Raw genomic sequence first — 14,690 nt, 5'->3', positions numbered from 1 at the left:
GGTTCCGCGCCCGCAGAAACCGCCCTGGTCTGCAGCGATCGACCCTACTTTCGGGTCAGATGAGCCGCCGTTTCTGGCCACGGTCACGACGTACCCGCGGGTAGCACTAGGACGTCAAACAGAACGTGAGGAATTCCTCATGATTCCGTGTCATTCTTGAACCCACGAGATGCGAGTGGTCCGTCGATGACGACTGCCCACCGTCTCGGGCTCCCGGAGTCTCGTCCGCCGGTGGCCCAGCAACGTCGAACAGCCCAGCCACGTCGAACGACTTCAGCGTCAGAAGTACCCAGCACCTCGCGATCCGAGGTAGGAGAGGACACGCACGCGTGACCATCAACGAGAGCACTCCCCCCAACCGCCAGCGCTCCACCGATCGGGCGGAGTCGCTCGCGGAGCGGTTCGTCGCGGGCGAGCCGTACGCGTTCGCCTTCGGCGGCCAGGGTGCGCCCTGGTTGCCGACCCTCGACGAGCTGACCCGGGACTGTGCACTCGAGCCGCAGATCACCGATCTCGTCAACACCGCGGCCGACATCCTCGCGCCCGTGGCGCAGGAGCTCCTGGTCGTGCGGCCCCTCGGCTTCGATCCCATCGCCTGGATGCTGGAGCAGGAGCTCGCCGACGATCCGTCGGCCGGTCCGTCCACCGCAGCACTCGCCTCCGCGGCCGTCTCCGTCCCCGGCGTCCTCCTCACCCAGATCGCCGCGTTGCGCGCGCTGTCGGTGCAGGGACTGGACTGGACCGCCACTCCGCCCTCCGCCGTCATCGGCCACTCGCAGGGTGTCCTCGCCGAGGCGGCCGTCGCCGATCTCGGGCGCAGTGATGCCGAACTGCTGGCCGTCGCGCAGCTCATCGGTGCCGCAGCCGGTCTCGTTGGCCGCCGCCGTGCCCTCATCGGTTCGGGCGAGCGGGCTCCCATGATCGCCGTCTCCGCCGTCGACCCCGTTCGTCTGCAGGCCATCGTCGACGAGGTCGCGGGCGACGACGCCACCACGTCCGCCGTCGTCGCGATCCGCAACGGTCGCCGCCGCGTCGTCCTCAGCGGTCCGTACACCAAGCTCGTTCGCGTGCAGCAGCGCTGCGAGGAGATCTCGGCCACCGAGACCCGCGAGCGCGACGCCAAGAAGCGTGGCGGTGCGATCTTCGCTCCCGTCTTCGAGCCCCTCGACATCGAGGTCGGCTTCCACCACCCGCAGATGGGCGAGGCCGTCGACGTCGTCGGCCAGTGGGCCGAGCGGTGTGGCGTCGACGTCTCCCGTGCCCGCGCACTCGGGCAGGCCATCCTGGTCGATCCGGTCGACTGGGTCGCCGCGAGCGAGTCCGTGGTCACCGCGGGCGCGTCGTGGATCCTCGACCTCGGTCCCGGTGACGCCCTCACCCGCCTGACCGCATCGAACATCAGCGGCCACGGCGTGGGCGTCGTCGCCGCGTCGACCCGCACCGGGCACCGCAACCTCCTCACTCCCGGCGCCGCACCCGAGGTGGACCGCCCGTGGAGCGACTTCGCCCCGTCCGTGGTCACCCTCCCGAACGGATACACCGGCGTCGAGACGTCCTTCACCAAGCTGACGGGTCGGTCGCCGATCCTGCTCGCAGGCATGACGCCGACCACCGTCGATCCGAAGATCGTCGCCGCCGCGACCAACGCCGGCCACTGGGCCGAGCTCGCCGGTGGCGGACAGGTCACCGAGGAGATCTTCGCCGGCCACGTCGCCGAGCTGCAGGAGCTCCTCGAGCCCGGCCGGTCCGTGCAGTTCAACTCGCTCTTCCTCGACCCCTACCTGTGGAAGCTGCAGCTCGGCGGCAAGCGCCTCGTGCAGAAGGCCCGCACGGCGGGTGCACCGTTCGACGGCGTCGTCGTCACCGCCGGCATCCCCGAGCTCGACGAGGCCGTCGCGCTCATCGAGGAGCTGACCGAGGTCGGCATCAGCCACGTGTGCTTCAAGCCGGGCACGGTGGCGCAGATCCGCGCGGTGATCCGCATCGCCAACGAGGTTCCGGACTACCCGGTCATCGTCCACATCGAAGGCGGCCGCGCCGGTGGCCACCATTCGTGGGAGGACCTCGACGACCTGTTGGTCGCCACCTACGCGGAGCTGCGGTCGCACGACAACATCGTCATCTGCGTCGGCGGCGGCATCGGAACTCCCGAGCGCGCAGCCGACTACCTCACCGGACGCTGGTCGGAGGCCGCCGGATTCCCGGCCATGCCGCTCGACGGCATCCTCGTCGGCACCGCCGCGATGGCCACGCTGGAGGCGACAACGTCCCCCGAGGTCAAGCAGCTCCTCGTCGACACCCCCGGAACGCCCGACTGGGTCGGTGCCGGCACCGCGATCGGCGGCATGGCCTCCGGCCGCAGCCAGCTCGGCGCGGACATCCACGAGATCGACAACGCCGCCTCGCGGACCGGTCGTCTGCTCGACGAGGTCGCCGGCGACGACGAGGCCGTGGCCGCTCGCCGCGACGAGATCATCGCCGCTCTCGACGCCACCGCGAAGCCGTACTTCGGTGACGTCGCGTCCATGACGTACCTGCGCTGGCTCGAGCGCTACCTCGAGCTCGCTGTCGGGCACGACATCGACACCGACACTCCGTGGCTCGACGTCACGTGGCGCGTCCGCTTCCGCGACATGCTCCAGCGTGCCGAGGCCCGTCTCCACCCTGTGGACCGTGGACCCGTTCCCACCCTCTTCGCCGAGAACGACATTCTCGACCGTCCCGCCGATGCCCTGCGGGCACTCGTCGCGGCCTACCCCGACGCCTCGACGGTCGAGCTGCACCCGGCCGACGTGCCGTTCTTCATCTCGCTGTGCCGCATCCCCGGTAAGCCGGTCAACTTCGTTCCCGTCGTGGACAAGGACGTCCGCCGCTGGTGGCGCAGTGACTCGCTGTGGCAGGCCCACGACGCGCGGTACTCGGCAGACCAGGTCTGCGTCATCCCGGGCACCGTGGCCGTCGCCGGTATCGACCGGCTGAACGAGCCGGTCGGAGATCTGCTGAACCGCTTCGAGAAGGCCACGGCGGATCGCCTGCTGGGCTCCGGCGCGGATTCCGTCGCCGTCGCCACGCGCCGTCATCCCGACATCGCGGGCGGTCTCGTGGGCATGGTGCTCGCCGCCCCGGACATCACCTGGGCATCGCGCCTCGCGCCCAACCCCGTTCGTCGACTCGGTGCACTGTCCGAGTGGGACGTCGTGTCCGACGAGGCCGCCACCCACGCCCGTACCGGCGCCACGCTGACCGTCGCCGGCTCGGACCAGGTGCTCCTCTCGGTCCCGCTCTCGCCCGGCAAGAGCGTCGACATCCGCATCACCGTCCCCGCCTCGGCGGTAGACGGCGGAGCGCCGCTCGTCACCGACGCGGACGCCGAGTCCTCGATGTCCGCGCTTCTCGGAGTCGCTGCGGGACAGGAACTCCCGACCGTCAAGGGCGGCGCTGCTCGCCTCAACATCGCCTGGTCGCCCGACCTCGTCGCCGACCATGCGGGCGTCACCGGCTCCGGCCTCCCCGCGGACTACGGCGTCGGCCACTCGGCCGTGCCCGATGTCCTCGTCGGAGCGTGCTGGCCCGCCGTGTTCGCCGTGCTCGGCTCGGCGCGTACCGCCGACGCCGGCTCCGTCATCGAGGGCATGCTCGACCTGGTGCACCTCGACCACCGCATCGATCTCATGGGCACGCTGCCGGACCACCACAGCATCCTGGTCGTGAAGGCGCAGTCGGGCGAGGTCGTCGACACCGATCTCGGCCGCGTGGTCGAGGTCTCCGTCGAGATCGGCGCCATGCTGGGCGAGGGCCTCGACGCTCCCGTCGTCGCCACCCTCGTCGAGCGGTTCGCCATCCGTGGCCGCACGGGCACCGGCACGCTGTCGGATCCGCCGCGCGCCGGCGGGTCGGTCACCGACGCGCTGGTCGAGACCCCTCGCCGCCGTCGCCGCGACACCACCATCACGGCCCCGCGTCACATGGGTGCATTCGCTCAGGTCTCCGGCGACCACAACCCGATCCACACCTCGGACGCCGCAGCGCGTCTCGCCGGTCTCGGCGATCCCATCGTGCACGGCATGTGGCTCTCGGCCGCCGCCCAGCAGGTGGTCACCGCCGTCGATCCGGCCGCGACGACTCCGCCGCGTCGCCTCACGGCGTGGACCACGCGCTTCCTCGGCATGGTGCGTCCCGGCGCCTCGATCGACGTCCGCGTCGACCGTGTCGGCTACGAGGCCGGTTCCGAGATCGTCGAGGTGTCCTGCAAGGTCGACGGCGACATGGTCATGATGGCCACCGGACGCATCGGCGCGCCGAAGACGGTCTACGCCTTCCCGGGCCAGGGCATCCAGCAGCCCGGCATGGGTCTCGACGCACGGGCTCGCTCGAAGGCCGCCCGTGAGATCTGGGAGCGTGCGGACAAGCACACCCGCGCTGCCCTCGGCTTCTCCATTCTCGCTGTCGTGCGGGACAACCCGACCGAACTGCGGGCCAGGGGAGTGACCCACCGTCATCCCGACGGCGTCCTGCACCTGACCCAGTTCACTCAGGTCGCGATGGCCGTGCTCGGTGTCGCCCAGGTGGCTGAGCTCCGCGAGTCCGGCGCGTTCGTCGAGGACTCGTTCCTCGCCGGGCACTCCGTCGGTGAGTACAACGCTCTCGCCGCCGTCGCCGGGGTCCTGCCGCTCGAGGCCGTCCTCGAAGTGGTCTTCCAGCGCGGCTCCGCCATGCACCAGCTGGTCCCGCGTGATGCGAAGGGCCGCAGCCAGTACCGCATGGCCGCCATCCGTCCGTCCCAGGTCGGCCTCGCCGACGACGACGTCATCGGATTCGTCGAGTCCATCGGTGAGCGCACCGGCGAGTTCCTGCAGGTGGTCAACCTCAACCTGCGCGGCTCCCAGTACGCCATCGCCGGCACCGTCGCGGGTCTCGAGGAGCTCGAGCGCGAGATCGACCGTCGCCGTGCCGAGTTCGGCGGTAAGCGGGCCTTCATCCTGGTCCCCGGCATCGACGTCCCGTTCCACTCCACCGTTCTGCGCGGCGGTGTGGACGACTTCCGGGCTCGTCTCCTCGAGCTGCTCCCGGAGACGATCGACCCGTCGATCCTCGTCGGCCGCTACATCCCCAACCTGGTTCCGCGTCTGTTCACGCTCGATCGTGACTTCGTGCAGGAGATCGCCGACCTGGTGCCGTCCGAGCCGCTGGCCGACGTCCTGGGTCGGTGGGACGACTGGGCCGCCCGCCCGGCCGATCTGTGCCGCGTGATCCTGACCGAGCTGCTGGCATGGCAGTTCGCCAGCCCGGTCCGGTGGATCGAGACGCAGGACCTGCTGTTCGCCGACGAGTCGGACGGCGGACTGGGCATCGAGCGTTTCGTCGAGGTGGGTCTGGGATCCGTTCCCACGGTGGCCAACCTCGCGACCAACACGCTGAAGCTCCCCGGTCGCATCGGCCACCCCGTCGAGGTGCTCAACATCGAGCGCGACGCGGCCGTCGTCTTCTCCACGGACACCGATCCGGAGATGGCGGACGAGCCCGAGTCCGAGACTCCCGCTGCAGATCCGGCGGCTGCCCCGGCAGCCGTCGCCGCCCCGGTCGCTGCTCCCGCGGCACCGGCCGGTGGGCCGCGTCCCGACGACATCGCGTTCACGGCGTCGGACGCCACGACCGTGCTGATCGCCCTGTGGACCAAGCTCCGCATCGATCAGATCGGCCCCGCCGACACCATCGAGGCACTGTGCGACGGCGTCTCGTCCCGGCGTAACCAGCTGCTCGTCGATCTCGGTTCCGAGCTGTCGCTCGGTGCGATCGACGGCGCGGCCGACGCCGACATGGGTGCCCTCGCCGGCACCGTCAACAAGCTGGCACGTACCTACCGTCCGTTCGGGCCGGTGCTCAGCGACTCGGTGAACGATCACCTGCGCAAGGTGTTCGGACCGTCGGGACGTCGTCCCGGCTCCATCGCGGAGCGCGTCGCCAAGGTGTGGCAGCTCGGTGACGGGTGGGCCCACCACGTCACCGCCGAGGTCGCTCTCGGCACCAGGGACGGCGCATCGATCCGCGGCGGCGACCTCGGTGGTCTCGCGGACGGTGCCGTCGCCGACGGTGCCGCGGTCGACGCGGTCATCGACGCAGCCGTGACTGCGGTCGGTCAGCGACGCGGCATCCAGGTTTCCATGCCCTCCAGTGGGGGCAGCGGCGGCGGTGGCACTGTCGACGCGGCCGCCCTGGGTGAGTTCACCGAGAACATCACCGGGCGCAGCGGAGTGCTGGCCTCGGCGGCCCGACTGGTCCTCGAACAGCTCGGATTCGCCGAGAACCTCACCCTGCCCGAGGCGGACGCGAGCGAGGCCGAGCTGGTCGACCTGGTGTCCACCGAGCTCGGCACCGACTGGCCGCGTCTGGTCGCTCCGTCGTTCGACGCCCGCAAGGCGGTGCTGATCGACGACCGCTGGGCCAGTGCGCGTGAGGATCTCGCCCGGCTGTGGCTGGGGGACGAGAAGGCTCAGGCACTCGCTGTCGACACCTTCGCCGGAACCGGCACGGCTGTCGCGTCCCAGGCGAGCTGGTGGCAGCAGAAGGCTGACGCCCAGGGGCGCGGCGACCTGGCGGCCACCTACGGCGCCATCGCGTCGGCTGCGGCGCAGTCGACCGAGGCGTCGACCCGCTGGACCGGACAGGTCGCGGTCGTCACCGGCGCCAGCAAGAACTCGATCGCCGCTGCGGTGACCGGGGAACTGCTCGCCGGCGGTGCGACCGTCTTCCTCACCACCTCGCGTCTCGACGAGAGCCGAGTCGGGTTCTACCGTGAGCTCTACCGCACGAATGCCACTGCGGGAGCAGCCCTCTGGGTGGTCCCGGCGAACATGGCCTCGTACGCCGACGTCGATGCCCTGATCGAGTGGATCGGCAGCGACCAGATCGATTCGGCCGGTGGCGCGAAGAAGCTGGTCAAGCCCGCCGTCACCCCCACGATGCTGTTCCCCTTCGCGGCACCGCGGGTCGCCGGCGAGCTGTCCGACGCCGGTGCCCGCGCCGAGATGGAGATGCGCGTCCTGCTCTGGTCGGTCGAGCGTCTCATCGGTGGTCTGTCGAAGATCGGTCACGACCGCGACGTCGACACCCGTCTGCACGTGACACTTCCCGGTTCGCCGAACCGTGGACTGTTCGGTGGCGACGGTGCCTACGGCGAGTCCAAGGCAGCGCTCGACGCCGTGGTGAACCGCTGGAAGGCGGAGCGCACCTGGGCCGAGCGAGTCACGTTGGTGCACGCCCGTATCGGGTGGGTCCGCGGCACCGGCCTCATGGGTCACAACGACCCGGTGGCCAACGCTGCCGAGGCGGCCGGTGTGCGCACCTGGTCCACGGCGGAGATGGCCGAGCAGCTGCTCGCCACCTGCGACGAGGAGTCCCGGACCGCCGCCGCGCAGGCACCGCTTGAGGTCGATCTCACCGGCGGCCTCGCCGAGGCGGGCCTCGATCTGGCCGCACTCGCCAAGCAGGCTGCCGACGAGGCCGTCGCGGACGACGCCGTCGCCGAGGCACTCGCCACCGTCGACGCGCTTCCCGCGCCGCCGCGGCTCGACGAGCAGCCCGCAGCACCCGCGTGGACCGCTCTGGACATCGAGCCGTCCGAGATGGTCGTCATCGTCGGTACGGGCGAGCTCGGGCCGTACGGCAGCGCACGCACCCGCTTCGAGATGGAGGTCGACGAGAAGCTCTCGGCGGCAGGCGTTCTCGAACTCGCGTGGAACACCGGTCTGGTGGTCTGGGAGAACGATCCCAAGCCGGGGTGGTACGACGCCGAGTCGGGCGATCTGGTGCCCGAGGCGGAGATCGCCGACCGGTACCACGACACGGTCGTCGAACGCTGCGGTATCCGGCAGTACGAGGACGACGGCGCGATGGTGAACAACACCGCGCCGCTGCTCACCTCGGTGTTCCTGGACAACGATCTGACGTTCGTCGTCGGCAGCGAGGCGGAGGCACGCGCCTTCGTCGGTGCCGATCCCGAGCGGACGGTCGTGAACCAGAACGCGGAGGGTGACTGGCAGGTCACGCGCAAGGCGGGCACCGAGATCCGCGTACCGCGTCAGATGAAGCTGACGCGCACGGTCGGTGGTCAGATCCCCACGGGATTCGACGCCACCAAGTGGGGCATCTCGCCGGACATGGCGAGCTCCATCGACCGGGTCGCGCTGTGGAACATCGTCTGCACGGTCGACGCGTTCATCACCAGCGGCTTCACCCCGTCCGAGCTCATGCGCTGGACGCACCCCTCGCTGGTCGCCAACACGCAGGGTACCGGTATGGGCGGCATGGAGTCGATGCGCTCGCTGTACATCGACACCCTGCTGGGCGACGCTCGTGCGAACGACATCCTGCAGGAAGCTCTGCCGAACGTCGTTGCGGCGCACGTGGTGCAGTCGTACGTCGGGTCCTACGGCGCGATGATCCACCCGGTCGCGGCCTGCGCCACGGCGGCGGTCTCGGTCGAGGAGGGCGTGGACAAGATCCGGCTCGGCAAGGCGACGTTCGTCGTGGCCGGCGGGTTCGACGACCTCAGCACCGAGGGCATCATCGGCTTCGGCGACATGTCGGCGACGGCGGAGGCCTCGGCGATGCACGCCAAGGGCATCTCGGATCGCCGGTTCTCCCGAGCCAACGATCGTCGACGCGGCGGCTTCGTCGAGTCGCACGGCGGCGGAACGATTCTGCTGGCTCGCGGTGACCTCGCTCTGGAGATGGGCCTGCCCGTCCTCGGTGTCGTCGGATGGGCGCAGTCCTTCGGTGACGGCGTGCACACGTCGATCCCGGCTCCCGGTCTCGGCGCCCTCGGCGCTGCCCGCGGCGGTCAGGACTCGGCGATGGCGTTGTCGCTCAGCGCACTCGGTGTCTCCGCGGACGACATCGCGATCGTCTCCAAGCACGACACGTCGACCAACGCGAACGATCCCAACGAGGCGGAGATGCACACGCGTCTGGCCCGAGCGCTGGGCCGCACGGAGGGCAACCCCCTCTTCGTGGTCTCGCAGAAGTCGCTGACCGGACACAGCAAGGGCGGCGCTGCCGCCTTCCAGCTGATCGGTCTCTGCCAGGTGCTGGCCGAGGGCGTCGTGCCGCCGAACCGCAGTCTCGACTGCGTCGACGACACGATGACCGAGTTCGAGAACCTGGTCTGGGTACGCGAACCGCTGCGCTTCGGGGAGCGGCTGCCGTTCAAGGCCGGTCTGCTGACCAGCCTCGGCTTCGGCCACGTGTCCGGCATCATCGCCGTGGTGCACCCACAGGCGTTCCTCGAGGCGATTCCGGCCGCGCAGCGCGAGGAGTACACGGCGAAGGCGCAGGCACGTGTGGTGGCCGGCAAGCGGCGGCTGATGGAGGCGATGTGCGGCGGATCCTCGCTGTACGAGCGTCCGGAGGATCGCCGACTGGGCCACGACGGCACGTCGAGCGATGCGAAGCACGAGCTCGAGATCGATCTGCTGCTGAGCGAAGATTCTCGCCTCGGCGCTGACGACGTCTACCGTACGGTGGCCGAGTGAGCATCCTGGGAGTCGGTCTGGATCTGGTGTCGGTCTCGGAGTTCGCCGAGCAGATGGAGAAGGTCGGGACCACCATGGTCCGCGACAGTTTCACTGCCGGCGAGCGCCGCCACGCCGCCACGCGCAGTGCGGACCCCGCGCGGCACTACGCCGCGCGGTGGGCCGCCAAGGAAGCGGTGCTGAAGGCTTGGGCCGCATCACGTTTCGCTCGTGCGCCCCAGATCGGCGACAACCCGTACCCGCTGATCGAGGTCGTCAACGACGCATGGGGACGTCCGTCGATCAAGCTGCACGGCATGGCCGCGGAGTTCCTGCCGACGGTGAAGATCCACCTGTCGTTGACCCACGACGGGGACATGGCGGGAGCGGTGGCGATCCTCGAGGAGTGATCGTCAGCGAATGATGGAGAAGAGTAGAGCCGACGCGTTCAGCGTCGGCTCTCCTTTTCTGCCACCAGAAGATAGGCGCCCATCAAGCGCTTCAGTTCGGCGACGGCGTCGGCGTGGCTCTGGCCGTCCTGCACCGAGAAGTTGAGCATCGAGTAGACGACGTGCACCAGCACCTCGGCCATCAGGTTGCGGCGGGCACGGGGGGTGCGGGGCGTGAGCGGTGCGAGCACCCGCTCCACCTGGGCCGCGAACGCCTTCTCGTGGATCATGCCGGTGGCGCGTGTGGCCGGGGTGGACTGCATCGCCAACCACACCTCGCGTCGGGAAGGATCCGACGTCCACAGGCTGGAGAGATGGTCGAGGAAATCGTCGAGGAAGCGTAGCCAGTCGAGCGACGGAACCTCGCCGTCGAAGTCGGCGAACTCCTGCCGTACGCCCGCCAGGTCCTGGCGACCCAGTTCACACACGATGACGTACTTGTTGGCGAAGAACTGGTACAGCGTGCCGATGGGCAGCCCGGCGCGGGCCGCGACCTCCTCGCACGTGAACGACTCGAACCCCACGTCGGTCAACAGTTCGCGCGACGCCGTCAACAATGCGTCGAACTTCCGCTTGCTGCGTTCCTGAGTGGGGCGGCGGCGGGGAAGAAGCTCGACGGGCTCGTTCTCGTCCGCGTTCTCGCTGGTGTCGGCTCCGTCGCGGACATCGGTCTCGTCGTGAACGCCCTGATCCGGCGCCGTCTCCTCGGTGATCGGGGTGCTGCGCCCCGGTGCTCCGTCGGTCGACTCCACGTGACCAACAGTATCGGTCCACCCGCCGTTCTCGAACAGTGAGCTACCGTTCTGCCGCATTCAATATGAACTTACGGTATGTTTAGAGACTGTTACAAGACGCATCGTTCACTGACGGAGCATGTAGTCGATCGTTCAGGCCGGTCTCGGGGGAGTCACGACGGCTGTGTCGGCTTCCGGTTCGTCTTCGAGAAGAGGAGGCACATCATGAACGACACCCCCCGCAACAGCAGCGCACCCGAGACCCGTGGTGACACCACCGTGGTCTCCGCCGTTCTGCTGTATCACCTGGACGGGTCCACGGTGACGGCGTCCTTGCTGTCTCCCATCGACGGGTCGGACCTCGGCGTCGCCGAGTCGATCGACCTCGAGGACTTCTCGCCCGAGCAGATCGGGTTGACGGTGCCGATGCTGTGGGACCTGGTCGACGTCGCCGACGCCTGTGTCATGTCCGTCGTGACCTCGGGTGCTGCCGCTGACATCGACGTTGCTCCGCCCATCCTCGAACTCGCGTTCGGTGTTCCCGTCTTCGACTCTCCCACCCCGGTCGTCGCGGACACGCCTGCCGCCGACGCGGCACTCGACGACGACGCCACTCCTCCTGCCGACGACGTCGCGCCCTGGCAGCGGACCACGCCCTCCGCTGTCGCCGCCGCCGCAGCGGCAGCCCGCCCACCTCTGCGCCCGACGCGTCCCGTTCCGGCCACTCCGGTACGCCGGTCCGCGACCGGTGCAGGGAAGTCCGGTGTCGTGAAGTCGGGCGCGTCCGCGTCGCCGATCTCGAAGTCTGCAGTGGCGCGTGCCGGTGTGGCAGGTGCCGCCGCCGCGGCTGCTCGCCCCCGAATCGCGTCCGCCGACAAGGTCACGCCCGTCGACAAGGCTGTACCTTCCCCGACGTCGTCCGACACCGACACCGAGGTGTTTCCCGCCGTCGTGGCGCCTGCCGTCGTGGCACCTGCTGCCGTCGACCCGATCGACGATGCTCGGACCGAGGCCATCCCGGTGGTGACGGCCGCGTCCGTCACTCCCACCGGTCGCCGCTCGCGCCGCTTCGTCGGGTTCGCCGGCGCTGCTGCGGCTGCAGCGCTGGTCGCGGCGGGCATCGGTACCGCTGCCGTGATGTCTGGTGGACCGGACAGCGTGCCCCAGAACACCGCCGCGGAGCAGCAGGCCCCGAACGGCGGTTCCGCGTCCCCGCTGGGAGAGGCTCCCGCAGCCGCGGCACCGGTGGTCCCCGCTGCTCCGGCCGCGTCGCCGGCCCCCGCCGTTCCCGCAGCGCCGGTTCCGACAGAGGATGCCGCAGCAGACGCCGCGGCATCCGACTGGACCGCGCCCTCGGCAGCACCCTGGTCGCCGACCGCCGCTGCGCCGGCGCCCACGTCGTGGACCACCACGCCGTCGCAGCAGTCGTTCTCTCCCACTGCGGTTCCCGCTCCGCAGTTCACCGTCCCGGTGCCCGAGCAGGATCCGAACAAGTCCCCGCAGCAGCTGCAGGACGAGGCGTGGCAGAAGCACTGGCAGCAGACCGGGCAGTGGCTGAACCAGGAGTTCCCGCAGTAGGTCGACGCGTCGAGGTGCCAGACTGCTGTCCATGACCTCTGGTACCGATGCGCAGTTGTCCGAGCTCAGAGACCGCGTGCGCGCGAGTATGCCGCGAGTGCGCGCCGAACTGGCCGACCTCGTTGCCTTTCGCTCCATCGCCGATCCCGAGCAGGCGCCGCCGTCCGAGTGCCGCTCCGCCGCGGAGTGGGTGCGGGACGCGTTCCGCGACGCCGGCGTGACGGACACGGAGCTGCACGAGACGTCCGACGGATCGGCGGCCGTCATCGGTCGGCGCGCTGCGGCGGACGGTGCTCCGACGGTCCTGCTGTACTCGCACTACGACGTCCAGCCTGCGGGTGACGAATCGCTGTGGAACAGTGCGCCCTTCGAGCTGACCGATCGGGACGGTCGCTGGTTCGGCCGCGGGTCGGCCGATTGCAAGGGCAACGTACTGATGCACCTCGCGGCGCTCCGTGCGCTCGGCTCCGACTCGGAGGTGGGCATCGTGGTGGTGTGCGAGGGCTCGGAGGAGACCGGGACCGGTGGCCTCGAGGACCTGGTGCACGACCGTCCCGAACTGTTCGCGGCCGATGTGATCGTCATCGGCGACACGGGCAACATCGCCGTCGGAACGCCGACGTTGACGACGTCGCTGCGCGGCATGGCGATCGTGCGTGTCGACGTCGAGACCCTGGACGGCGCAGTGCATTCCGGGATGTACGGCGGACCTGCGCCCGACGCGCTGGTGGCCCTCGTGGCGATGCTCGCCACGCTGCACGACGACAACGGCGACACCACCATCGACGGGGTGGACGGCTCCGGCGTGTGGGACGGTGCCGAGTATCCGGTCGAACGGTTCCGGACGGATGCGGGCGTGCTGGACGGCGTGGGACTCGCGGGCAGCGGAACCATCGCCGACCACCTCTGGGCACGGCCGTCCGTCACCGTCATGGGCATCGACTGCCCACCCGTGGTGGGAAGCGCCGCCGCCGTGGTGCCTCGCGCGTCCGCGCGCATCGGACTGCGCGTTCCGCCCGGCATGAACGCCGAGAAGACGCGCGATCTGCTCGTCACTCACCTGACGAATGCGGCGCCGTGGTCCGCGCGGGTGACGGTCACGCCGGACGCGGTCGGTTCACCCTTCGCCGCCCGCACGGACGGCCCCGCGTACGACGCGCTGATGACCGCGTTGAGCGACGCCTACGGCGAGCCCGTGCAATTCGCCGGACAGGGCGGTTCGATTCCGCTGTGCACCGCATTGCAGCGCGCAGTTCCGGACGCGGAGATCGTCCTCATGGGCGTCGAGGAGCCACTGTCGACCATTCACGCACCGAACGAGAGCGTCGACCCCAGCGAGATCGAGACCATCGCGGTGGCCGAGGCAGCGTTCCTGAGCCGCCTACCCGAGCAGTGGCGGCTCAGAGCTTCAGATCGCGGATGAGCTTGGCGACGTGGCCGGTGGCCTTCACGTTGTACTGAGCAACCTCTACCTTCCCGTCGGCGTCGATGACGAAAGTCGACCGGATGACGCCCGTGACGGTCTTGCCGTACATCGACTTCTCGCCGAACGCGCCCCACGCCTGCAGCGTCGACTTCTCCGGATCGGAGAGCAGCGGAAACGTCAGGCCCTCGTCGTCGCGGAACTTCGCCAGCTTGGCGGGCTTGTCCGGCGACACCCCGATCACCTCGAGGCCCGCATCGTTGAGCTGCGCCAGGCTGTCGCGGAAGTCGCACGCCTGCTTCGTGCACCCCGGCGTCGCCGCGGCGGGGTAGAAGTAGACGACCACGCGTCGGCCGGCGTAGTCCGCCAGCGACACGGTGTTGCCGTCGGCGTCGGGGAGGGACAGGGCGGGAGCGGCGTCGCCTGCGGACAGTCTCGGGGTCGTGGTCACGACGCCAAACTTAGCCGACTCGTCCGAGCCGGGCAGGCGCGCCGGTCGTCGTGCTCTAGGCTCTGAGGCGACCGCAGAAGTTCTGCATCTTCGTCCAGCCGGGAGGGCTTTCGTGGCACGCAACACCGACAACATCGAGCGCGACATCGAGGCCGCACGCGATCAGCTCGCGTCGACACTGGACGAGCTCAGCGTGCGCGCCAACCCGAAGCGGCTGGTCGAGAACACCAAGCGCAGCGTCGTGGGCACCCTCAACGAGCCCGCCGTGAAGTTCTCGCTCATCGGCGTCGGCGCCGTCGTCGCCATCCTGGTGATCCGTAAGATCGTCAGCTGAGCATCTGCGCAGGTCAGTGACTCGATTTCACTCCCTGCGCGCCAGGTGTTAATGTCTTTCACGCACCGAGGAGCGCGAGCCGCTCCGACCATGCGCCTATAGCTCAGTTGGTAGAGCAAGTGACTCTTAATCACTGGGTCCGGGGTTCGAGTCCCTGTGGGCGCACCACAAAGGGCCCCTGATCAGCAGTTAGCTGGTCAGGGGCTCTTCTG

At 69.6% G+C, this 14,690-nt stretch carries 7 protein-coding genes and 1 tRNA gene; 6 read left to right on the top strand and 2 right to left on the bottom strand.

All coding sequences use genetic code 11. The features are described 5' to 3' along the window. Positions 1–329: 329 nt before the first annotated feature. Positions 330–9,530, top strand: a complete 9,201-nt coding sequence (locus JOE30_RS19285) for a type I polyketide synthase (RefSeq protein WP_204868610.1) — start codon at positions 330–332, stop codon at positions 9,528–9,530. Beyond that, positions 9,527–9,919, top strand: coding sequence for a holo-ACP synthase (locus JOE30_RS19280; RefSeq protein WP_027505498.1), 393 nt, complete (start codon positions 9,527–9,529; stop codon positions 9,917–9,919). Before JOE30_RS19285 ends, JOE30_RS19280 begins: the two co-directional genes overlap by 4 nt. A 38-nt stretch (positions 9,920–9,957) precedes the next feature. Here JOE30_RS19280 and JOE30_RS19275 read toward each other — a convergent pair whose 3' ends face one another. Next, positions 9,958–10,710: a TetR/AcrR family transcriptional regulator gene (locus tag JOE30_RS19275; protein ID WP_307806247.1), complete on the bottom strand. Its 753-nt coding sequence runs from the start codon at positions 10,708–10,710 to the stop codon at positions 9,958–9,960. 207 nt (positions 10,711–10,917) lie between these two features. Between JOE30_RS19275 and JOE30_RS19270 the strand changes: the two genes are divergently transcribed. Both JOE30_RS19270 and JOE30_RS19265 read left to right on the top strand, forming a co-directional pair. Next, complete coding sequence (locus tag JOE30_RS19270; protein ID WP_204868609.1) at positions 10,918–12,270, top strand: hypothetical protein; 1,353 nt, start codon at positions 10,918–10,920, stop codon at positions 12,268–12,270. 31 nt (positions 12,271–12,301) lie between these two features. Beyond that, positions 12,302–13,693, top strand: coding sequence for a dipeptidase (locus JOE30_RS19265; protein ID WP_204868608.1), 1,392 nt, complete (start codon positions 12,302–12,304; stop codon positions 13,691–13,693). On the opposite strand, the gene bcp is transcribed toward JOE30_RS19265, so the two are convergent. Next, complete coding sequence (bcp, locus tag JOE30_RS19260) at positions 13,671–14,144, bottom strand: thioredoxin-dependent thiol peroxidase (RefSeq protein WP_204868607.1); 474 nt, start codon at positions 14,142–14,144, stop codon at positions 13,671–13,673. The genes JOE30_RS19265 and bcp overlap by 23 nt on opposite strands. Before the next feature lie 112 nt (positions 14,145–14,256). Here bcp and JOE30_RS19255 point away from each other — a divergent pair, with 112 nt between their 5' ends. Then, the gene (locus JOE30_RS19255; protein ID WP_027505503.1) at positions 14,257–14,478 is read left to right on the top strand and encodes a DUF3618 domain-containing protein; all 222 of its coding nucleotides are present in this window, start codon (positions 14,257–14,259) and stop codon (positions 14,476–14,478) included. A gap of 92 nt (positions 14,479–14,570) precedes the next feature. Then, positions 14,571–14,646 (top strand) — tRNA-Lys (locus JOE30_RS19250). Positions 14,647–14,690 lie beyond the last annotated feature (44 nt).

This window comes from Rhodococcus sp. PvP016 (assembly GCF_017832185.1).
In the GTDB taxonomy this organism is placed as follows: Bacteria; Actinomycetota; Actinomycetes; order Mycobacteriales; family Mycobacteriaceae; genus Rhodococcoides.
This window is presented reverse-complemented; position numbering and strand designations above follow the sequence as displayed.